Source organism: Allochromatium vinosum DSM 180 (assembly GCF_000025485.1).
Classification (GTDB): Bacteria; Pseudomonadota; Gammaproteobacteria; order Chromatiales; family Chromatiaceae; genus Thermochromatium; species Thermochromatium vinosum.
On the sequence record NC_013851.1, the window covers coordinates 115001 to 136971 of the forward strand.

Here is a 21971-nt window from a genome sequence, read left to right on the forward strand (position 1 = left end):
GAGTGAAATAGAACCTGAAACCGTGTGCGTACAAGCAGTCGGAGCCTCGTAAGGGGTGACGGCGTACCTTTTGTATAATGGGTCAGCGACTTACTTCTCAGTGGCAAGCTTAACCGACTAGGGGAGGCGTAGCGAAAGCGAGTCTTAAATGGGCGTTTTGAGTCGCTGGGAGTAGACCCGAAACCGGGCGATCTACCCATGGCCAGGGTGAAGGTGGGGTAACACTCACTGGAGGCCCGAACCGGGATCTGTTGAAAAAGATTCGGATGAGCTGTGGGTCGGAGTGAAAGGCTAATCAAGCTCGGAGATAGCTGGTTCTCCCCGAAAGCTATTTAGGTAGCGCCTCGTGGATCACTGCTGGGGGTAGAGCACTGTTTCGGCTAGGGGGCCATCCCGGCTTACCAAACCGAGGCAAACTCCGAATACCGGCAAGTGCGACCACGGGAGACAGACGGCGGGTGCTAACGTCCGTCGTCAAAAGGGCAACAACCCAGACCGCCAGCTAAGGTCCCAAAATCATGGCTCAGTGGGAAACGATGTGGGAAGGCCCAGACAGCCAGGAGGTTGGCTTAGAAGCAGCCACCCTTTAAAGAAAGCGTAATAGCTCACTGGTCGAGTCGGCCTGCGCGGAAGATGTAACGGGGCTTAAGCCATGTACCGAAGCTGCGGATGCTAGTTTACTAGCATGGTAGGGGAGCGTTCCGTAAGCCGTCGAAGGTCAGTTGTAAAGCTGGCTGGAGGTATCGGAAGTGCGAATGCTGACATAAGTAACGACAAAGGGGGTGAGAGTCCCCCTCGCCGAAAACCCAAGGGTTCCTGCGCAACGTTCATCGGCGCAGGGTGAGTCGGCCCCTAAGGCGAGGCCGAAAGGCGTAGTCGATGGGAAGCGGGTCAATATTCCCGCACCAGACACCACTGCGATGGGGGGACGGAGAAGGCTAGGTCATCCGGGCGTTGGTTGTCCCGGTTCAAAGGTGTAGGGAGTGTGCTTAGGCAAATCCGGGCGCACAATCCCGAGACCCCATGACGAGTGTCCACGGACATGAAGTGATTGATGCCCGGCTTCCAAGAAAAGCCTCTAAGCTTCAGGTGGTGTGTGACCGTACCCCAAACCGACACAGGTGGGTTGGGTGAGAATCCCTAGGCGCTTGAGAGAACTCGGGTAAAGGAACTAGGCAAAATGGCACCGTAACTTCGGGAGAAGGTGCGCCTCTGTGTAGGTGAAGGCCCTGCGGCCGGAGCCGAAGGAGGTTGCAGTGACCAGGCCGCTGCGACTGTTTATTAAAAACACAGCACTCTGCAAACGCGCAAGCGGACGTATAGGGTGTGACGCCTGCCCGGTGCCGGAAGGTTAAGTGATGGGGTTATCCTCACGGAGAAGCTCTTGATCGAAGCCCCGGTAAACGGCGGCCGTAACTATAACGGTCCTAAGGTAGCGAAATTCCTTGTCGGGTAAGTTCCGACCTGCACGAATGGCGTAACGATGGCGGCACTGTCTCTACCCGAGACTCAGTGAAATTGAATTCTCGGTCAAGATGCCGAGTCCCCGCGGCTAGACGGAAAGACCCCGTGAACCTTTACTATAGCTTTGCACTGGACGTTGAACCGACTTGTGTAGGATAGGTGGGAGGCTGTGAAACGGTGACGCCAGTTGCCGTGGAGCCATCCTTGAAATACCACCCTGGTCTGTTTGACGTTCTAACCTCGACCCGTTACCCGGGTCAGGGACCGTGCATGGTGGGTAGTTTGACTGGGGCGGTCTCCTCCCAAAGTGTAACGGAGGAGCACGAAGGTACCCTCAGGTTGGTCGGAAATCAACCTTCTGAGTGCAATGGCATAAGGGTGCTTGACTGCGAGACTCACACGTCGAGCAGGTACGAAAGTAGGTCATAGTGATCCGGTGGTTCTGTATGGAAGGGCCATCGCTCAACGGATAAAAGGTACTCCGGGGATAACAGGCTGATACCGCCCAAGAGTTCATATCGACGGCGGTGTTTGGCACCTCGATGTCGGCTCATCACATCCTGGGGCTGAAGTCGGTCCCAAGGGTATGGCTGTTCGCCATTTAAAGTGGTACGCGAGCTGGGTTTAGAACGTCGTGAGACAGTTCGGTCCCTATCTGCCGTGGGCGTTGGAGATTTGAGGGAAGCTGCTCCTAGTACGAGAGGACCGGAGTGGACGTACCCCTGGTGTTCCGGTTGTCACGCCAGTGGCATTGCCGGGTAGCTATGTACGGACGGGATAACCGCTGAAAGCATCTAAGCGGGAAGCCCCTCCCAAGATAAGATCTCCCTGGGCACTCGATGCCCCTGAAGGTCCGTTGAAGACCACAACGTGGATAGGCGGGATGTGGAAGCGTGGTAACACGTGCAGCTAACCCGTACTAATTGACCGTGCGGCTTGACCATATAACACCCAAGTGCGTTACCCTTACGATCACTCACCGTTTCGCGGACCGTCGGACCACACACCCGGCGCTCCCACCCTTTCCCTGGCGGCCATAGAGACTTGGAACCACCTGATCCCGTCCCGAACTCAGACGTGAAACAGGTCTTCGCCGATCCTAGTGTGGGGCCTCCCCATGCGAACCTAGGGCACCGCCAGGGCCCTATTCCCTCAAAACCCCCTCCACCTAACCGTGGCGGGGGTTTTGGCTTTGCGCGTTTTCGATCTGTTCGCCAATCTCATATGAAGGCGGAGAGACTCGCATAAGCCAGCCCTAGACCAATCAACGTCGCCATCAGAACGTCACTGGGATAATGCAGCCCGAGAATGATGCGAGACAACGCAATCAGCGCTGTGAAAGGAACCAGTATCCAGGCCAGTACAGGAAAGTAGTAGATGGCGACACTCGAAAAGACGACAGCGTGGAGCGTGTGACCCGAAGGAAAGCTGTATTGGTCGAGTGGCGGGACGAGGGCCGTGATGTCGCTGGCATGATGGCAGGGACGAGACCGCCGAGTCACACCTTTGAGTGATTTGTAGAGCAGTAACGCAATACCGCCGGTCGCCAGCATGTGCAGACTGGCTTGCAAACCCTTCAATCCATAGACGAGGGGCAGGGCAGCCATGAGGCTGTACCAGAACACCCCATCCCCCAGCCGGCTGATGAACGCGAAGGGGTATCGAATCCAGCGACGTTGCCCCGAACGGCTCCAGAGGCGACAGACGGATACTTCCAATTCATTCAGATGTCGTAGCCAGGCTTGCATGACAGGACTCCGCTTGACCTCGTTTTCTGTGGATCACGGCGAACAGGTGTTCTTCGACACGCCCCAGAACGCGCTCCCAGCCAATATCCAATGCGCGCTTCCTGGCTTCGAGTCCCATTCGTCGCAGTCGTTCCCGATCGCCGACGCACTCCAGACAGATGTCGATGAATGATTCCTGAGCATCGACCGGTACGGTCACGCCATTGACCCAAGGCTGGACGTTTGCGTGCGCCGCTGCATAGTCGAAGGCGATGACAGGCAGACCGCTAGCCATGGCCTCGGTGACGACGTTGCCGAAGGTCTCGGTGAGACTCGGAAACAGGAAGAGATCGCCCGACGCATAGTGTGCGGCGAGCTCGTCGCCGACACGCGCGCCGGCGAAGATCAGATCCGGGTGCTCCTGTTGCAGATGCGGGCGTTCGGGGCCATCACCGACCAGCACGAAACGTGCGTTCGGACACTGACGCTGAATGGCGCGAAACCCAGCGAGCGCCAGGGCGAGATTCTTCTCTGCGGCAATCCGACCTACATACAGGGCGACCAGATCGTCCTCCGCGCAGCCCCAGGAGCGGCGCAGTTCAGCGGAGCGCCGGTCGGGCGCGAACTGATCGACGTCCACTCCGCGCCCAAAGACATGGAGGTTCTCGAATCCTTCGGCGGCCAGACTGTCACGCAACTCGGCGGTCGGAACCAGCGTGGCATCAGAGCGATTGTGGAAGTGTCTCAGGGTCTCGGCGATCTGACGGGTCAGGGCTCCCAGTCCGTAATGCCGGCTATAGTGCTGGAAATGCGTATGAAAACCGGTGATCGTCGGAATCTTGAGCGCTTGTGCCGCCGAGAGCGCGGCATGACCGAGCGGTCCCTGCGTGGCGATATAGACCAGATCGGCCGGGCGGCGGTGCCAGAGACGCCGCAGACGCCAGTAGACCGGAAGCCCGAACCTCAGACCTCGATAGCCGGGGATCGGCAGGCCCGGCACCAGATGCAGATCGAGCCGATCGGATTGTTCGGGATGCCTCGGATCGGCCGGTTGCCGTGGCCGGATCAACTGAACGCCATGTCCGCGCGCGACCATGCCTTCGGCCAGATGACGCATGGTGTTGGCCACGCCGTTGATCTCGGGGGGGTAGGTCTCGGTGACAATGGCGATTCTGAGCCGATCGCCTGTGGACTGAGCGGTGCTCCGCGTTTCACTGGACATGATTCATACGGCTCCAGGCTCCAGCCAGCAGGGGCTTGCATCCTCGTCGCGCACGGATACAGCCACGTCTCTGGTGGTCATGACGGGCGCGGTCTCCGAGACGTCGAGCGTTTCGAGGATGGCCGCGCGGGCGCGCTCGGCGAGTGCACGGCGTGATTCCCCTTCCAGAGCCTGCATGGACGGCAGAAAATGGATACAGGCGATCAGACCCGGATGCCGGACGAGTCGGCTGAGATTGGCGATCAGACTGTCGTCGCCGATATAGGGCACGGACTGATCGAGGGCGAGGGTATCGCGACGCCGGTAACGGATAGCGACCGGCTGTACGCGAACCTCGGGATGCTGGGCGATGGCGAAGAGTCGCGGATGGAAACGCCCCAGCGTCCGGCCATCCGTTGTGGTGCCTTCGGGAAAGATCATGACCGTGCGCTCCGAGGCCAGATCCGCCAGGAGTCGATGGATCACGGATTCCGCCTGATGCGCACCGCGCTCGATGAAGCGAGTACCCGCAAAGCCGGCCAGCCAGCCGATCAGCGGCCAGCGCCGGACGTCCGACTTGGCCAGAAACCCGATCTCACCCTGAGCGCCCAGAATGGGGATGTCGAGCCAGGAGACATGGTTGCCGACCAGCAGACAGCCTGCTTCCAACCGGCCCTCGATCCTGACCTCGACCTCCAGGGCGCGTACCAGCCGCCCATGCCACCAGCGTACGGCGCGCGGCAGCCAGCCAGGTTGCCGTCGTGCGCGACCCTGGAACACGGCATAGAGGCCGACCAGCGTTCCGGTCGCCAGATGCTCGCCGACCCGCCAGCTTCTCCAGAGTGTTCGCGTGATCATGATCCTCGAGCGTCGTTCAGCCTGACTCAAAGACCGTGCCTGTCGAGGAAGTGGCGTGAGTACGCCGGACTCATGGCGTCGATGTCGAGCAGCATCAGCACGTCCGCTACGCCGAAATCCGGGTCACGACAGGGTTCACCGCACGCCTTGGCGCCCAAGCGGACGTAGGCGCGCAGCAACGGCGGCAGCGGCGCGTCCAGGACGTCGTCATCGACCTGGGTCGTGAGCAGCGGAGCGCGCGGTGTGATGCGTCGATCCTCGGGCGCCAATGCCTGACGGCGCAGTCGGTTCATGATGGCGGCGGCCTGGATGTCGTCCTCGCCGAGCGGGACGCTGGCACAGCCGAACAGATAGTCGAAGCCGTTGAGCTGGACGAATCCGGCCAGCCCCGACCAGAGCACGGCGATCGCCGGTCCCTGTCTGAACTCGGGCGCGATGCAGGTGCGGCCGACCTCCAGCAGGCGTCCGTCGAGCCGTTTGATGGCGTCCAGCTCGAACTCGCTCTCTGAATAGAAGCCACCGATGCGCGCGGCGCTCGCGTCGGTCAGCAGACGAGTGCAACCAACGACACGTCCAGTGCGCGAATCGCGAACCAGGAGGTGCTGACAATGGTCGTCGAACGTATCGTGATCGTAGCCGGGCTCACCCTTGAGCCGTGCGCCCATCTCCTCGCCGAAGACCTGATAGCGCAGTGCCTGCGCCTCGCGGACCTCGGATTCGGACGTTGCGATCTCGACATAGAGACGCTCGCCGCGCTTGGCGAGCGACGCGGAAGCCGAAGCGACCATCGAATGCCCTCACAGGTGAAGAATGCCTGGAGGGTTATCTTAGGCGGCGAGTGTTGCGGCCTGATGTGGGGCGGATGACAGCTCGGTGAAGGCGGCTGCGCGTTCAGGCCCGCAGCGACAGGATCGGCCAGCCGCGTGTCTCGGCTGTGGCGCGCAACTGGGCGTCCGGGTTGACGGCGATCGGGCGCTCGACCCGCTCCAGCAGCGGCAGATCGTTGTGCGAGTCGCTGTAGAAGCAACTGCCCGCCAGATCCAGCCCCTGCTCGGCGAGCCAGTGTTCGAGCCGCTCGACCTTGCCTTCGCGAAAGGAGGGCACGCCCTCGACCTCGCCGGTATAGACGCCGTCACGCTCGGCGGGCAGGGTCGCGATCAGGTGCGGTACGCCGAAGCGTTCGGCGATGGGCGCGGTGACGAAGGCGTTGGTCGCGGTGATGATGAGCAGGGTATCGCCAGCGGACTGGTGCCGTTCGACGAGTGCGCGTGCCGCCGGGGTCATGATCGGCTCGATCTGCTCTTCGAGGAAGCGCGCGCGCAATGCCTCTAGGCGCTCACGCGGGTGCTCGCGCAACGGACGCAGTGAGAAACGCAGGAACTCCTGGATATCCAGGGTACCGTCCTGATATTCGCGGTAGAATCGCTCGTTCTCGCGCGCGTACTCCGCACTGTCCACCAGTCCATGCCGGGCGAGATAGCAGCCCCAGAGATAGTCCGAGTCACCGTCCAGGAGTGTGTTGTCGAGATCGAAGATAGCGAGTGGCACGCGCTTGATTCCAGTCTGAAAGATTGAAGGGAAGTCTGGCGCGGATCTTGCGCCTGTGAGTGCGATACTCCGGGATCGGCGCGCAGGTTTCAAGTGCGTACAACCAAGCTCTTGATTGGAAATCGCTTATACATGCGCCGGCTTGCCGGAAACGACTGCTCTATGGAAGAATGAGCCAGCGACCAGCCAGGGAGAGACCCATCCTTGATCGACCACGACGGCTTCAGACCCAATGTCGGCATCATCCTGAGCAATCGGGACCGTCGCCTATTCTGGGGGCGCCGCGTCGGCCAGAATGCCTGGCAGTTTCCACAAGGTGGGATCAACCCCGACGAGACGCCCGAGCAGGCCATGTTCCGCGAACTGGAGGAGGAGGTCGGGCTCTGTGAGCAGCAGGTCACGATCCTGGGCAGCACACGCGGTTGGCTGCGTTATCACCTTCCTAAGCGTTACATCCGGCACCGTTACTGCGGGCCGGGTCCGATCTGCATTGGCCAGAAACAGGTCTGGTTCATGCTGCGGGTCAATTGCGGCGAAGAAGCCTTCTGCCTCGATCGCACCGACAAACCCGAGTTCGACGCCTGGCGTTGGGTCAGATATTGGCAGCCGCTCTACGAAGTCGTGTATTTCAAGCGCCATGTCTATCAGCAGGCGCTCGAAGAGCTGGCGCCGACCCTCTATCCGGAAGGCGTGCCGGATCGCCGGCATGTCTATGCCAGCCCCTCCAGGTTGCTGCGCCAGGGATATCCATGAACGCCTTGCGCCGTGCCAGGGCTGAGACAGTGGCCTAGATCCGCATGCAGTCAGGCACCCATTCGTCCGCGATCCCATCCGCCCCAGGTCTGCTCAACTCGCCCAGCATGCTCGAATCACTCAGGCGCATCGTTCAGGAGGTCAACAATGCCCGCGATCTCGAGCAGGCGCTCTCCATCATCGTCCAGCGCGTCAAGCAGGCCGTCGGAGCGGACGTCTGCTCAGTCTATCTCAACGACTACGACAACCATCGTCACGTCCTGCAGGCCACAGAGGGGTTGCGCAAGGACGCCGTGGGGCGTGTGCGGCTCGAACTCGGACGCGGGCTGATCGGACTGGTGAGCGAGCGTGCCGAGCCGATCAACCTCGACGACGCGGCCAATCATCCGCGCTACGAGTGCATCATCGACACCGGCGAGGAGCGTTATCACGGCTTTCTCGGTGCGCCCATCATCCAGAACCGTAAGGTGCTCGGTGTCCTGGTGCTGCGTCAGCGCCGGCGGCGTCATTTCGGCGAGGACGAAGTGACCTTCGTGATGACCCTGGCCTCGCAACTGGCCGGGGCCATCACCTTTGCCCGCACCAGTGGCGAGCTGGCGCGCTTGCAGGACGACGGCATCCCGCAGCGCTTCCTGCCGGGGCTGGCCGCCTCGCCGGGTATCGGTCTCGGGCAGGCGGTTGTGGTCTATCCGCCCGCCGACCTGGATGCCGTGCCCGATCGCCGCCCTGAGGATCTGGAGGCCGAGGCCGAGGAGTTCCGCCGCGCCGTGCGCGAGGTCGCCGAGGATCTCGACCGCTTCGCCAGCCGCACGCAGGTCCATCTGCGCGTCGAGGACATGGCCCTGTTCGACGCCTGGCGGCTGATGCTGGAGAGCGACACCCTGATCGATGGCACCCTGTCGCGGATTCGCGCCGGCAACTGGGCGCCCGGCGCGCTGCGCGAGACCATCGCCGAACATGCGCGGGTGTTCGACGCCATGGACGACGCCTATCTGCGCGAACGGGCCACGGACGTGCGCGATCTGGGGCGCTGCATCCTGATGCACTTGCAGAACCGGGCCAGTGCGCCGATTCAGTATCCGCCGTGCACGATTCTGGTGGGCGATGAGATCAGCGCCATGCAGATCGCCGACGTGCCGCGCGAGAAGCTGGCCGGCGTCGTCTCGACCTCGGGTTCCGGGTCGTCCCATGTGGGAATTCTGGCGCGTGGGATGGGCGTCCCGGCAGCCATGGGTGTATCGGATCTGCCGGTGGGGCGCGTCGAGGGCCGCGAGATGGTGGTCGACGGCTATCGCGGGCGTGTCTATGTCTCGCCTGGGCCGGCCGTGCGTTCGGAGTACCAGCGTCTGGCCGATGATGACGCGGCCCTGACCAGCGAGCTGCAAGCCCTGAGCCATCTGCCGGCCGAGACCACCGACGGCTATGTGATTCCGCTCTATCTCAACACCGGTCTGGTGTCCGAGAGCCGTCCGCTCGGCATCGAGGAATCGGCCGGCGTCGGTCTCTACCGCACTGAGCTGCCCTTCATCGTGCGCGACAGCTTTCCGAGCGAGGCGGCGCAGATGGCCAACTATCGGCATGTACTGGAGCTGTTCGCGCCACGTCCGGTGACGATCCGCACGCTCGACATCGGCGGTGACAAGCCGTTGCCGTACTTTCCGATGCAGGAGGCCAATCCCTTCCTGGGCTGGCGTGGCATCCGCATCACGCTCGACCATCCCGAGATCTTCCTGAGCCAGGTGCGCGCGGTGCTGCGCGCGTCCATCGGACTCGACAACCTGCAACTGCTGCTGCCCATGGTCAGCACCGTCGGCGAGGTCGACGATGCCTTGCTCCTGATCCAGCGTGCGCACAACGAGCTGCTGGAGGAAGGCTATCAGGTGCGGATGCCGCCGGTCGGCGTCATGATCGAGGTGCCGGCGGCCGTCTATCAGGCCGAGGCCCTGGCGCGCCGGGTCGATTTCCTGTCGGTGGGGACGAACGATCTCACGCAATATCTACTGGCCGTCGATCGCAACAATCCGCATGTGGCCAAGCTCTACAACGAATATCACCCGGCGGTGCTGCGCGCGCTGCTCCAGATCCTGACCGGGGCGCGACTCCACGGCAAGGAGGTCAGCGTCTGCGGCGAGATGGCCGGCGACCCGCTGGCGACCTTCCTGCTGCTGGGGATGGGGGTGCACAGCCTCAGCATGGGAGCCGGCAGTCTGCTGCGGGTCAAGAAGGTCATCCGCAGCATCAGCCGAGCGCGGGCGCGCGAGGTGCTCAAGGTCGCCCTGCAATGCGAGGATGCCGGCTCGGTGCGCCGACTGCTGCTCGACGCGCTGGAGACCGTCGGTCTGGGCGGTCTGGTGCGACCGGGCCGTTAGCCGGGCAGCGATTTGCCGGGATTGAGGATGCCCGCCGGGTCGAACTGTGCCTTGATGGCGTGCATGAGCCGCAGCGCGACCGGGTCGAGTTCACGGTCGACGAAATCGCGCTTTTCCAGTCCCACGCCGTGCTCGCCCGAGAGCGTCCCGCCCAGTCGCAGAACCAGGGCGAAGACCGCGTCCAGACAGTGCGCCGCGCGCGCGACCTCTTCGGCGTCGTCCGGATCGATCAGCAGATTGACATGGATGTTGCCGTTGCCGGCATGGCCGAAATTGACGATCCGGATGCCGGTCTCGCGGGCGAGCTGCTCCAGTCCATCGATGAACGCGCCCATGTGCGAGACAGGCACCACCACGTCCTCGTTGATCTTCTTCGGCGCGATGTGACGCAGGGCCGGGGAGAGCGCCTTGCGCGTCTTCCAGAGCGCGGCGACCTCATCCGCCGTTTCGGCGAGCCGCAGTTCCAGCAGACCGGCGACACGCGCCGCCTCACCGACCGCGCGCTGCGCTTCCTGGATACAGGCCGCCGGTCCATCGACCTCGATCATCAGCAATGCCCCGGCCCCGTCCGGCAGGTCGAGTTCGGAATAGCGGCTGACCATCTCGATCGCCGAGCCGTCCATGATCTCCAGCGCGCAGGGCGTGACCGGCTGGGCCATGATGGCCGAGACGGCGAGCGCGGCGCTGTGGATGTCGGCATAGGTCGCGCGCAGGGTGCGCTTGGCCTCGGGGAGCGGGGTGAGTTTGAGCGTGGCCTCGGTGACGAGCGCGAGCGTGCCCTCTGAGCCGATGATGAGCCGCGTCAGGTCGTAGCCGACCACGCCCTTGGTGGTGAGCACTCCGGTATGGAAGACCTCGCCCGTGCCGCTCACCGCGCGCAGACCCAGCGTGTTCTCGCGCGGCGTGCCGTACTTGACCGCGCGCGGACCGGCCGAGTTGTAGGCCAGATTGCCGCCGATGGTGCAGGTGGGCGCACTGGTCGGGTCAGGCGGCCAGAAAAAGCCCTCAGCCGCGATGGCCTGCTGCAACCGCGCGTTGGTCACGCCAGGCTCGACCACCGCCAGCCGGTCGCCGGGTTCGATGCGCTTTATTTGATCCATGCGTTCGAACGAGAGCACGACGCCGCCGCGATCGGGCACCGTCGCCCCCGTGGTGCCCGTGCCGAGGCCGCGGGCGATCAGCGGCAGCCCGGCCTCGGCGCAGAGCCGGACCAGGGCGGCGATCTGATCCTCGTCGCGTGCGAAGACGACCGCCTGGGGCAGCGCCTGACGGCGGCTGTTGTCATAGCCGTAGGGCCAGCAGTCGGCCGGATCGGTCAGCAGGGCGCCGGAGCCGGCGATTCGCGCCAGTTCGGCGCGCAGTCCAGCGGTGAGTTCAGGCATTGGGCGTCCAGTATTCGAAGAGTTTGACCACCTTGCGCACGCCCGGTACATAGCGCACGCGCTCGGCGGCGAGATCGGCCTCGCGCGGCGTGACCAGCCCGAGCAGATAGAGGTCTCCATCCTCGACCACGATCTTGACGCGGGTCGGATCGAAATCGGGCAACCCGATGCCGGCCAGCTCCAGTTTGGCGCGCGAGGCGATATAGGCATCCTCCGACTGACGGCTCATCCCGATGCGCGGCCCAACGCGGACTTCGTCGATCACGCGCGCGACCTTGTGCAGTCGGCTGATGCGATTGCTGGCGCGCCGCGCGAGTTCCGCCGATTCGGCCTGTCCGGTGATCAGGACAGTGCGGTTGTAGCTGGTGACGACGAGGCGCGCGCCGCGACTGAGGTCGCGGTCCTGGAAGATCGCCTGGGTGGCGGCAAACTCGATCTGTCGATCGTCCAGGAGCGCTTGGGCGGGGCGACGATCGTGGATGGCCGAGGCGCCGGCGACTGCCGCGCCGCCCACGACCAGGGGCGCGCATCCAGCCGCCGAGAGCGCGAACGCGAGCATGGCGCTCGTCAGGGTGATCAGCTTCGGGTACGTTCTGTTCATTGCGATTGGAATGAAGGGCGTTGATGACCGATGCACGAGGCGCCGATGGCCGTCGTTCGGGCTTGGATCGGGTGACGAGCGGACCAGTCTAGAGCGTAAAAGCCTGCCGGATCCACTGGATGTCGTCCTCGGCGCTGATGGCCACGACATCGAACCGGCAGGCCAGTTGGGTCGGGTGGCGATGCAGATAGTGTCGGGCGGCCAGGATCAGGCGCTGCTGTTTGCGTGCATCTACGGTCGCTGCCGGGGTGCCGAAGCGGGTCGAACGCCGGTAGCGGACCTCGACGAACACCAGGATGGCCTCATCGCGCATCACCAAGTCGATCTCGCCGAAGCGGGAGCGCTGATTGCGCGCGACTAGCCTCAGCCCCTGAGCGATCAGGAACGACTCGGCGAGACGCTCCTTGGCCTCACCGATCGCGCGCGTATCCGGGCGCGATCGGCCGCTGCGGGGGCTGGTGCTCATTCGGGACCAAGGGTGCGGGTGGGTTCGACGCGCGTCTCGCTCGAAGGTTCCACGCCATTGGCCAGGCGTGGTCCGTTCTCGGTGAAGCGTCCGAGCGCCAGTTGACGGGTGATCCGGCCCAGGGGATCGATGGCCAGACCGCCGGTCTGGCCGGGGAAGTAGGCACCGGGATTGGCCGCCAGCTCGGTCAGATGCGGTGTCAGCCGATAGGCATCCAGGCCCATGGCATAGAGTCGGGCGAGCGGACCCGAGGCACTGGCCGTCTGGCCCATGACCGTGCGACGTGCCAGCGGCCCCTCGCCACCGAGATCGAGCATCCAGGGGATATCGACGAAATAGAGTCCGACCAGCGCCTTGTCGGCGGCGGCATCGAAGCGACCCGAATAGACATGGGAGGTCGAGATGACGATCGAGGGTTTGGTTGCGACCGTCTGAATCTGGGGATGGATCTTGCGCGCCATCTCGGCTGTGGCGACCAGGAACAGCAGGTCGGCTCTCTGGCCATTCATGAGTCGGCCCAGGGTCGTGTCGTAATTCGAACTGCTCGGATCGAAGCCGGCCTGACCGGCCAGGGTTCCGCCCTGAGCGCGCCACTGCGCACTGAAGGCATTCGCCAGACGCTGACCCCAGGCATCGTTCGGATGGAGCACGAGCGCGCGTCTGGCGCCCAGGGCGAATCCCTTGTTCGCCGCCTCCGCGGCCTCGTTCTCGGGCGAGAGCGCGAATTGGAACAGGTTCAGGGCGCGACGCTCGGCCTCGGTGGATTCGTTCAGTGCCAGCGTGGGAACCTGGGCCGTCCTGGCCTCGATCAGTGCGTCGACGGCCGGTTTTTCGAGCGGTCCGATCACGGCGTCGGCACCGCGCGTGATGGCGGCGGCATGTAACGTGCGCACCCGGCCGGCGTTGGTGCTGTCGGCGAAGTCCAGTGACGGACGCCGATCGCCCGGATCCAGGCGGCTGGCGGCCTGGATCCCGTCGCGCACGGCCTTGGCGGCCGCCGCGAAACGCCCGCCGCTGGGCAGCATCACGGTCACACGCTGACCATTCGCGTATCCGCTCGATCCGTTGCCGGTATAGGCGCGTGCCAGCTCGGGGAGCGCCGGATGGCTCGTCCGGCGCTGGCGCCATTGACGATAGGCGTCGTCCAACCGCCGAGGATCGGCGCCATGACGTCGCACGAGCTGGGCGATCTCGGCCCAGCCCTTCATGGCGCCGCGCCCGGCGCGGGTGAGCTGCAGCAGGTCGTCCTCGCCGGTCAGGGCCAGTGTCGCGACCAGTGAGACCTGATTGGTCACGCGCGCCTGTCCGTCGAGTCGGGCGTCGAGTTCAGCCAGCGACTCGGCCGAGGCGATCGGATCGTTGTCGAGGCGTTGCGCTGCGGCGAGCAGGCCGAGGCGTCGGATCGCAAGCGGTTTGGCGAGGGCGGGCAACCGCTTCAGCTTGGCGATGGCGGCCTTGGGCTGTCCCGCCGCCAGGTCGAGCTCGGATTCGAGCAGCCGCGATCGTTCCAGTTGGCCGCCAATGAGTTCGGCCGACGCGAGGCCGGCGAGTGTCTCGCGAGCCTGGCCGGTCCGGCCGCCGGCCAGATAGGCTTGGGCGGCCTTGAGTCTGAGTTCGGCCCCGGCCGGAGGTTGGGCACGGGTCGCCGACTCCAGGTAGAGCCGGGCGGCCTCGTCGACTCGGCCCTGAGCCTCCAGGGTGGAGGCGCGGCTCAGTTCAGCGGCGGGGACGCTCGTGAGCAGGCTGGATGGGTCCTGGAGCGGTTGGACGGCACAGCCCGACAGGGCCGAGACAACGAGCAGCGGTCCGAGCCGTCTACGCGAGAAAAAAACCGCACGGTCGAGGCGATTCTTGGGCATGATTCCGTGTCCGTATTCTTTGTGAGAGTCTGCCGGAGGGGCGGAAGATGCGACAACAGGCCGGGGTACTATACGTGGTGGCCACGCCGATCGGCAATCTCGGTGATCTCAGTGAGCGCGCGCGCCGGGTGCTGGCCGAGGTCGATGCCATCGCGGCCGAGGATACACGCGAGACGCGGCGTCTGCTGGCGTATTGCGGCATCTCGGCCGAGCTGATCGCTTATCACGATCACAACGAGTCCGAACTCACGCCGCGTCTGCTGGAGGCGCTGGAGTCGGGGCAGAATCTGGCCCTGGTCTCGGACGCCGGCACGCCGCTGATCAGCGATCCCGGCTACACCCTGGTCGCCGCGGCACGCGAGCGCGGGCTGACCGTCGTGCCCATTCCAGGCGCGAGCGCGGCCATCTGCGCGCTCTCGGCCTCCGGGCTGCCGAGCGACCGCTTCCTCTTCCTCGGTTTTCCGCCCCGCACCCAGGCGCGACGCCGTGCCTGGATCGAGGCGGTCGCCCGCGAGCCGGGGACACTCGTCCTCTACGAGAGCGCCAAACGGGCGCTGGATACGCTGCGCGACTTGCAGGCCGTCCTGGGCGACGGGCGACGCCTCGTCATTGCGCGCGAGCTGACCAAGCAATTCGAAACCTTTCTGCTCGGCTCGGCCGGTACGCTCATCGCGCGCCTAGAGTCCGACCCGGAGCAGCGGCTCGGTGAGATGGTGATCCTGGTCGAGGGCTGTCCGGACTCAGAGACCGATGCCACGCACAACGAATCCATCCGCGTGCTGCGCCTCCTCGGTGAATCCATGCCACTGAGTCAGGCCGCCGCCCTAGCCGCCCGCCTGACCGGCGCCAAGAAGAACGCGCTCTACCGCCTGGGTCTGGAGCTGGGACTCGGCAGCGAGTCCCGCTGACTGACCGGCCCGACCGAGCGGCGGTGAACGGGGCGCGACAGATCTCGATGTACTTTGTTAAGATGGCGCGCTAAGGAGTTGGCCAGGCAGTCGCTCTTTCCATTCGGAAGGGGAGGAAAGTCCGGGCTCCATCGGGCAGGGTGCCAGGTAACACCTGGGGGATGTGAGTCCACGGAAAGTGCCACAGAAAAGATACCGCCGGTTCGGGCTCCGCTCGCGCCGGTAAGGGTGAAAAGGTGCGGTAAGAGCGCACCGCGCTGGTGGCAACATCAGTGGCAGGGTAAACCCCACCCGGAGCAAGACCAAATAGAGGAACAAGCCGCCACGAGCGGCAGCGCGCGGCCCGCGCGTGTTCCTGGGTAGGTCGCACGAGGCGTGCGGTGACGCGCGTCCCAGATGAATGACTGTCCTCGACAGAACCCGGCTTATCGGCCAACTCCTTAGACCCCCACCCGACCGGACTGGATTCCCGTCTTTCGACACAGGGCGATACGAACGCCCTTTGTTCTTCGTCGACTTGGCTCATATAGCTCACGCCTTTTATGAGGTCATTAGCTCATGACTCTGAATCCATAGCTTTTTTCGCTTGTTACAAGCCTGTCTCAGGTTCAGCCCGTAAGTTGCTGACTCTGCAAGAATAAAGGCCAAGCATTTCTTGACGTTGCTCCAGTCCCTCTCTAACATGGTCATCGAAGTGGGAGAGCGTGGGGAGTCGGGGGGATTCACCAGGACGAGCCATCCTCAGGGGGCGCCAGTGTTTCGCGGCGTGACCATCGTCAATCTAGATTCCAAAGGCCGTCTGGCGATTCCCTCCAGGTATCGAGAGCGGCTGGAGGCAATGTCCGGCACGCGCTTGGTCGTCACCGTGGATCGCGATCGCTGCCTGCTCCTCTATCCGGAGTCCGAGTGGGACATCATCGAGCGCAAGTTCGCCGCGCTCCCTGCACTCGACCCCACCGCACGCGCGCTGCAGCGTCTCTATGTCGGTAATGCACAGGAAGTCGATATCGATGCGCAGGGGCGGATCCTGCTACCCGTTCATTTGCGTGAGTTCGCTTCGCTGGACAAACGGGTCGCCTTCGTGGGATTGGGCGTCAAGTTCGAGATCTGGGACGAGTCAGCCTGGTGCGCACGCACCGAGGCTGCGCTGAACGACTTGGCCATTGCCGAACTGGCCACGGAATCGGGGTTCGGCAGCCTGACGCTGTGAACCGTGTGGGTCTGGAACATCTGGGTCTTTCAACGATTTTCAATGCTATGAAACTGCCTCGCCCGTTCAAACGTATGGATGGACAGGAGGCGACCGACGTGGAGCAGGCGTCCCCCCGCGGGCGTCACTCAGAGAAGCAGCCTTTGTCGCACAAGCCCGTATTACTGGAGGAGAGCGTGTCCGCCTTGCTGGTGCAGTCGGACGGAATCTATGTCGATGGCACCTTCGGACGAGGTGGGCACAGTCGCGCCATCCTCGCGCGTCTGGGTGCAGCCGGGCGTCTGCTCGGCTTCGATCGCGATCCCGAGGCGGTGGCCGTCGGTCGGGCGCTCGCGGCCCAGGATCCGCGCTTCTCGATCCATCAGGGTTCGTTCGCCGACATCGGCCGGCTGCTCGATGAGGCCGGAGTCGATGCGCGCCTGAACGGCCTGCTGCTCGATCTCGGCGTCTCCTCGCCGCAGCTGGATACCCCCGAGCGTGGCTTCAGCTTCATGGCCGAGGGTCCGCTGGACATGCGCATGGATCCCGATAGCGGCGAATCGGCCGCACAATGGCTCGCGCGCGCCGAGCAGGGCGAGATCGCGACCGTGCTGCATGAGTTCGGCGAGGAGCGTTTCGCCAACCGTATCGCGCGCGCCATCGTCGAGACCCGTACCCAGACGCCGATCCGCACGACAGCCCAGCTGGCCGAGCTGGTCGCGCGTGCCGTGCCCAGGCGCGAACCGGGCAAGCATCCGGCCACCCGCACCTTCCAGGCCGTGCGCATCCAGGTCAATGGCGAGCTGGAGGCGCTGCGCCGCTGTCTCGATCAGGTCTGCGATCGGCTGGCGGTCGGCGGTCGGCTGGCGGTCATCAGCTTCCATTCGCTCGAAGACCGCCTGGTCAAACGCTTCATCCGGCGTGAAGCCAAGGGGCCGGAGCTACCCAAGGGCGTTCCGGCACGGGCCGTCGAGGTCCAGGGGCGTCTGCGTCCCGTCGGCAAGTCGGTGCGGCCCTCCACCGCCGAGGAGGCGCTGAACCCGCGAGCACGCAGTGCCATCCTGCGCGTGGCGGAGCGTCTGCCATGACACGCGCCCGTGTCGTCACGGTCGCCGGATTCATGCTCGCCGTCATCCTGACGGCGGTCGTCGTCGTGCACACCAAATACCTGACACGTCTCCATTTCGCCCATCTTCAGGATCTGCGCGCCCAGCGCGATGCGATCGATGTCGAATGGAACCGTCTGCGTCTCGAAGAAGCCGCGCTCTCGACCCATGGACTCGTCGAGCGCAAGGCCCGCCGTGAACTTGGTATGTTCGCCCCCCGTGCGGGCGACGTACTCTTGATCGAGGAGCGCGTTCATGCCCAACCCTAGTCGTCGCGCTCGCAAGCCTCTGCCGTCGCTGAAACCGCGCCGCGCGCCCAATCCGGCGCTGCGCCGCCGGTTGCTGATGTCGGCCCTGTCGCTGGCCTTCGTCATGCTGACGGCCGGGGTCTTCTATCGCCAGGTGATCCAAACCGAGTTTCTGCAACGTGAGGGCGAGGCGCGCTATCTGCGCGATGCCGTCATTCCGGCCCGCCGCGGCATGATCACGGATCGCAACGGCGAGCCGCTGGCCGTGAGTACGCCAGTCGAGACCGTCTGGGCCGAGCCGCGCAAGCTGGTCGAGCATCTCGACAGGATTCCCGCGATCGCCCAGGCGCTCGACATGGATGCGGCGTTTCTGCGCGACCGCATCGAGTCCAATCGCGACAAGGGCTTTCTTTATGTCAAGCGCCGCGTGACCTTCGATGAGGCACAGGCGGTGCGCGCGGCGATCGCCCAGTACAAGATCGAGGGACTCGACTTCGAGAGCGAATACCGGCGCTTCTATCCGGGCGCCGAGGTCTTCGCCCATGTCATCGGCTTCACCAACATTGAGGATCGCGGGCAGGAGGGGCTCGAGCTGGCCTACGACCGGGTGCTCAAGGCCGAGCCGGGTCTTCAGCGCGTCATTCGCGACGGACGCCGGCGCACCGTGCAGCAGGTCGAGCAGATCAGTCCTGCACATCAGGGGCGTGATCTGGTTCTGAGTCTGGATCGGCGCCTGCAGTATCTGGCCTATCGCGAGCTCAAGGCCGCCGTGACCGAGCACAAGGCCAAGGGCGGCAGTCTGGTGGTGCTCGACGTGGCGACGGGCGAAGTCCTGGCGATGGTCAATCAGCCCAGCTTCAATCCCAACAGCGATCGCAGCGGGGGCAGCGAGCGCCGGCGCAATCGCGCGCTCACCGACGTCATGGAGCCGGGTTCGACGCTCAAGCCGTTCGTGGTCGCCGCCGCACTCGAGCGGCGGGTCATCACGCCGGCGAGCCGCTTCTCGACCGCACCCTACAGCATCGGCCGTAACGTCGTGCGCGACGTGCACAACTATGGCACGCTCGATGTCACCGGCATCATCACCAAGTCGAGCAACGTCGGCTCGGTGAAGATTGCCCAGAAGATGAGCTACGAGGATCTTTGGAGCCTCTATGACCGGCTCGGATTCGGTCATCCGACCGGCGTGGGTTTTCCGGGCGAGAGTCGCGGTCTTCTCCGCCACTATTCGACCTGGCGGCCCTTCGAACATGCCACGCACTCTTTTGGCTATGGTCTCTCGGTCACACCGCTGCAACTGGCCCAGGCTTATCTGGTGCTGGCCGCCGATGGCGTGAAGCGGCCCGTGACCCTCTTCAAACGCAATTCACTCATGCAAACCGCTTCGGCGCCCGAGGGCGTGCGTCTCCTGAGTCAGGAAACGACCCGCCGGCTGCGTGCCATGATGGAGACCGTGGTCTCCGAGCAGGGCACGGCCAAGCAGGCGATCATTGCCGGCTATCGGGCGGCCGGCAAGACCGGAACGGCCAAGAAATCGGCGGGCAAGGCCGGTTATGCAAGCAATCGCTATCAGTCGGTCTTCGCCGGGTTCGTGCCGGCCGGCCGGCCGCGTTTCGTCATGGCAGTCATGATCGACGAGCCGGGCGCCGGCGCTTATTACGGTGGCGTGGTCGCGGCGCCCATCTTCCAGAAAGTGATGGAAGGCGCGCTGCGGCTGTTCAACGTCCCGCCCGACGACCCCGAACCGTCCATGATGCTCGCGCAACACTTGCAGGGGAACGTGCCATGAGGGCAGGGCTGACGCTCGATCCGGTCTTCGGTCATCGCGCTATGGAGGGACAGCACTGATGTGGACACTGGCTCAGGCCATCGCCCGCGCGGGCGGTGTACTGCATGGATCCGATGTCGCGTTTTCCTCGGTTGGGACCGATTCACGCGCCGATTGCACCGGACAGCTCTTCGTCGCCCTGCGCGGCGAGCGCTTCGACGGGCACGAATATGTCGCGGCGGCCCAGGCCGCCGGGGCCGTAGCGGCCATGGTCGATCAGCCGCTACCGCTCGATCTGCCGCAGTGGGTGGTCGACGACACCCGGCTCGGTCTGGGACGGCTGGCGGCCGCCTGGCGCGACCGCTTCCCCGGTCGGGTGATCGCCATCACCGGCAGTAACGGCAAGACCACGGTCAAGGAGATGGTTGCCGCCATCCTGTCCCAGGCCGGGCGGGTACGGGCCACGCGCGGCAATCTCAACAACGACATCGGTATGCCGCTGACGCTGCTGAGCGCACGTGACGAGGATTTTCTGGTGCTGGAGATGGGGGCCAACCATCATGGCGAGATCGGCTACATGACCGAGATCGCGCGCCCCGAGGTGGCCCTGATCACCAATGCCGGGCGCGCGCATCTGGAGGGCTTCGGCAGCGTCGAGGGTGTGGCGCGCGCCAAGGGTGAGATCGCGCGCGGGCTGCCCGAGGATGGCGTCTTCGTCGTCAGCGGCGATTCGCCCTATCTCGGACTGTGGCGCGAACTGGCCGAGGGGCGGCGGATGCTGACCTTCGCCCTGGACGGCGCCGCCGATCTGACCGCCGGCACCGAGTCGATCGGGGTCGAGTGGGGGGCCGCCGGCTTTCGCACGACCTTCACGGCGCGCGTCGCGGACGAAAACTGGCCGCTGGCGCTGTCCCTGGCCGGACAGCACAACGTCCGCAATGCACTGGCGGCGTCGGCGGGTGCGCTGGCGCTCGGTCTCGACCGGGCGGCCATCGCGGCCGGCCTGGAGAGCCTGACCCCGGTCAAGGGGCGACTCTATCCCAGGCTCTGTCGCGAAATCGGGGTCATCGACGACAGCTACAACGCCAACCCCGATTCGATCGCCGCCGCCATCGCGGTGCTGGCCGGACTCACCGGGCGGCGCACGCTGGTACTCGGTGATCTGGGCGAGCTGGGGGCGGATGCGGCCCGTCTTCATGCCGAGATCGGTGAACAGGCCCATGCCGCCGGACTCGACCGTCTGTTCACGGTCGGCACCCTGAGCGCCGAGGCCAGCCGCGCCTTCGGCGCGGGCGCCGAACATTTCGCCGATCAGGACGCACTCCTGAACCGGCTCAAGGCCGACTTGAAACCTGGCGACCGTGTCCTGGTGAAGGGCTCGCGTCTGGCCCGGATGGAACGCATCGTTGAGGCGCTGTGCGCCGAGGACACACTTTAAAGATGTTGCTGTATCTGACCGACTGGCTCACCGAGTACTACAACGGCTTCTCGGTGTTTCGTTATTTGACGTTGCGCGCCATCCTCGGCGTGCTGACGGCGCTGACCATCGCGCTCCTGGTCGGCCGGCCGATGATCCGCCGTCTGCGCGCCTACAAGATCGGCCAGACCGTGCGCGACGACGGCCCTCAGAGCCATCTGTCGAAATCCGGCACCCCGACCATGGGCGGCGCCCTGATCCTGGTGGCCGTAGGCATCGCGACGCTGCTGTGGTCGGATCTGGAGAACCGCTATGTCTGGATCGTGCTGCTGACGACCATGGCCTTCGGACTCGTGGGGCTGGTCGATGACTACAAGAAGCTGGTCAAGCGCGACCCGCGCGGCCTGATCGCGCGCTGGAAATATTTCTGGCAGACCGTCTTCGGTTTCGCGGCGGCTGTCGCACTCTACGTGACCGCCAATTCGCCGGCCGAGACCGCGTTGCTGATTCCCTATGCCAAGAATCTCTCCATCCAGCTCGGTCCCTGGTTCATCCTCCTGACCTATTTCGTCATCGTCGGCTCCAGCAATGCGGTCAATCTCACCGACGGACTCGACGGGCTGGCGATCATGCCGACCGTGCTGGTCGCCGGCGCCCTGACCATCTTTGTCTACGCGGCGGGGCATGCTCAGATCGCCAACTATCTGCTCATCCCCTATCTGCCGGAGGTCGGTGAGCTGGTGATCTTCTGTTCCGCCCTGGTCGGGGCCGGACTCGGGTTCCTGTGGTTCAACGCCTATCCGGCGCAGGTCTTCATGGGCGACGTGGGCGCGCTGGCACTCGGCGCGGCGCTCGGCGTGGTCGCGGTCGCGGCGCGTCAGGAACTGGTGCTCTTCATCATGGGCGGCGTCTTCGTCGCCGAGACCATTTCGGTGATGCTCCAGGTGATGTCCTTCAAGCTCACCGGCAAGCGCATCTTTCGCATGGCGCCGCTGCATCATCATTTCGAGTTGCAGGGCTGGCCCGAGCCGCGCGTCATCGTCCGCTTCTGGATCATGACCGTGGTGCTGGTGCTGATCGGTCTGGCGAGCCTGAAGATCCGGTGAA

General features: G+C 64.5%; 18 protein-coding genes, 2 rRNA genes and 1 other RNA gene (1 of these 21 cut by a window edge). 12 read left to right on the top strand and 9 right to left on the bottom strand.

The features are described 5' to 3' along the window. Nucleotides 1-2408: ribosomal RNA gene (locus ALVIN_RS00560) — 23S ribosomal RNA — on the top strand (it extends 486 nt beyond the left edge of the window). 82 nt (nt 2409-2490) lie between these two features. Then, nucleotides 2491-2606 (top strand): 5S ribosomal RNA (gene rrf, locus ALVIN_RS00565). Between the two features lie 78 nt (nt 2607-2684). On the opposite strand, the gene ALVIN_RS00570 is transcribed toward rrf, so the two are convergent. The 5 genes from ALVIN_RS00570 to ALVIN_RS00590 all read right to left on the bottom strand — a co-directional run bounded on the left by ALVIN_RS00570 (nt 2685) and on the right by ALVIN_RS00590 (nt 6798). Then, the gene (locus tag ALVIN_RS00570) at nt 2685-3212 is read right to left on the bottom strand and encodes a phosphatase PAP2 family protein (protein WP_012969358.1); all 528 of its coding nucleotides are present in this window, start codon (nt 3210-3212) and stop codon (nt 2685-2687) included. Continuing rightward, nucleotides 3184-4413 (bottom strand): glycosyltransferase family 4 protein, encoded by a 1230-nt coding sequence (locus ALVIN_RS00575; protein ID WP_012969359.1) that lies wholly within the window; start codon nt 4411-4413, stop codon nt 3184-3186. The genes ALVIN_RS00570 and ALVIN_RS00575 overlap by 29 nt, the downstream gene beginning before the upstream one ends. 3 nt (nt 4414-4416) lie before the next feature. Beyond that, entirely contained in the window at nt 4417-5250 is an 834-nt protein-coding gene (locus ALVIN_RS00580) for a lysophospholipid acyltransferase family protein (protein WP_012969360.1), read from the bottom strand. Between the two features lie 26 nt (nt 5251-5276). Further along, the gene (locus ALVIN_RS00585) at nt 5277-6038 is read right to left on the bottom strand and encodes a GNAT family N-acetyltransferase (protein ID WP_012969361.1); all 762 of its coding nucleotides are present in this window, start codon (nt 6036-6038) and stop codon (nt 5277-5279) included. 103 nt (nt 6039-6141) lie between these two features. Next, nucleotides 6142-6798 (bottom strand): histidinol-phosphatase, encoded by a 657-nt coding sequence (locus tag ALVIN_RS00590; RefSeq protein WP_012969362.1) that lies wholly within the window; start codon nt 6796-6798, stop codon nt 6142-6144. Nucleotides 6799-7002: 204 nt separating this feature from the next. On the opposite strand from ALVIN_RS00590, the gene ALVIN_RS00595 reads away from it, so the two are divergent. Together ALVIN_RS00595 and ptsP are read left to right on the top strand one after the other, a co-directional pair. Then, nucleotides 7003-7551: an RNA pyrophosphohydrolase gene (locus tag ALVIN_RS00595; protein ID WP_012969363.1), complete on the top strand. Its 549-nt coding sequence runs from the start codon at nt 7003-7005 to the stop codon at nt 7549-7551. A gap of 107 nt (nt 7552-7658) precedes the next feature. Then, complete coding sequence (gene ptsP / locus ALVIN_RS00600; RefSeq protein WP_012969364.1) at nt 7659-9920, top strand: phosphoenolpyruvate--protein phosphotransferase; 2262 nt, start codon at nt 7659-7661, stop codon at nt 9918-9920. Here the strand turns inward: ptsP and ALVIN_RS00605 are convergent. The 4 genes from ALVIN_RS00605 to ALVIN_RS00620 all read right to left on the bottom strand — a co-directional run bounded on the left by ALVIN_RS00605 (nt 9917) and on the right by ALVIN_RS00620 (nt 14228). Further along, on the bottom strand, nt 9917-11302 hold the full coding sequence (locus ALVIN_RS00605) for an FAD-binding oxidoreductase (RefSeq protein WP_012969365.1): 1386 nt from the start codon (nt 11300-11302) through the stop codon (nt 9917-9919). The genes ptsP and ALVIN_RS00605 overlap by 4 nt on opposite strands. Then, entirely contained in the window at nt 11295-11903 is a 609-nt protein-coding gene (locus ALVIN_RS00610) for a BON domain-containing protein (protein WP_012969366.1), read from the bottom strand. Before ALVIN_RS00610 ends, ALVIN_RS00605 begins: the two co-directional genes overlap by 8 nt. Nucleotides 11904-11991: 88 nt before the next feature. Beyond that, a complete protein-coding gene (locus ALVIN_RS00615) occupies nt 11992-12369 on the bottom strand; it encodes a YraN family protein (protein ID WP_012969367.1) in 378 nt (125 codons plus the stop codon). Continuing rightward, entirely contained in the window at nt 12366-14228 is a 1863-nt protein-coding gene (locus ALVIN_RS00620; protein WP_012969368.1) for a penicillin-binding protein activator, read from the bottom strand. Before ALVIN_RS00620 ends, ALVIN_RS00615 begins: the two co-directional genes overlap by 4 nt. A 47-nt stretch (nt 14229-14275) precedes the next feature. On the opposite strand from ALVIN_RS00620, the gene rsmI reads away from it, so the two are divergent. The 8 genes from rsmI to mraY all read left to right on the top strand — a co-directional run bounded on the left by rsmI (nt 14276) and on the right by mraY (nt 21970). Next, a complete protein-coding gene (gene rsmI / locus ALVIN_RS00625; RefSeq protein WP_012969369.1) occupies nt 14276-15136 on the top strand; it encodes a 16S rRNA (cytidine(1402)-2'-O)-methyltransferase in 861 nt (286 codons plus the stop codon). Between the two features lie 74 nt (nt 15137-15210). Next, an RNA gene (gene rnpB, locus ALVIN_RS16740) (RNase P RNA component class A) lies at nt 15211-15580 on the top strand. Nucleotides 15581-15890: 310 nt separating this feature from the next. Continuing rightward, nucleotides 15891-16346 carry a division/cell wall cluster transcriptional repressor MraZ gene (gene mraZ, locus ALVIN_RS00630; RefSeq protein ID WP_012969370.1) on the top strand — a complete coding sequence of 152 codons (456 nt, stop codon included), beginning with the start codon at nt 15891-15893 and terminating at the stop codon, nt 16344-16346. Nucleotides 16347-16420: 74 nt separating this feature from the next. Continuing rightward, a complete protein-coding gene (gene rsmH, locus ALVIN_RS00635; RefSeq protein WP_148217535.1) occupies nt 16421-17413 on the top strand; it encodes a 16S rRNA (cytosine(1402)-N(4))-methyltransferase RsmH in 993 nt (330 codons plus the stop codon). Further along, nucleotides 17410-17700 carry a cell division protein FtsL gene (ftsL, locus tag ALVIN_RS00640; protein ID WP_012969372.1) on the top strand — a complete coding sequence of 97 codons (291 nt, stop codon included), beginning with the start codon at nt 17410-17412 and terminating at the stop codon, nt 17698-17700. Before rsmH ends, ftsL begins: the two co-directional genes overlap by 4 nt. Then, the gene (locus ALVIN_RS00645) at nt 17687-19468 is read left to right on the top strand and encodes a peptidoglycan D,D-transpeptidase FtsI family protein (RefSeq protein WP_012969373.1); all 1782 of its coding nucleotides are present in this window, start codon (nt 17687-17689) and stop codon (nt 19466-19468) included. The genes ftsL and ALVIN_RS00645 overlap by 14 nt, the downstream gene beginning before the upstream one ends. Nucleotides 19469-19526: 58 nt before the next feature. Continuing rightward, the gene (locus tag ALVIN_RS00650) at nt 19527-20885 is read left to right on the top strand and encodes a UDP-N-acetylmuramoyl-tripeptide--D-alanyl-D-alanine ligase (protein WP_012969374.1); all 1359 of its coding nucleotides are present in this window, start codon (nt 19527-19529) and stop codon (nt 20883-20885) included. 2 nt (nt 20886-20887) lie between these two features. Next, complete coding sequence (mraY, locus tag ALVIN_RS00655) at nt 20888-21970, top strand: phospho-N-acetylmuramoyl-pentapeptide-transferase (protein WP_012969375.1); 1083 nt, start codon at nt 20888-20890, stop codon at nt 21968-21970. Nucleotide 21971: the final 1 nt, after the last annotated feature.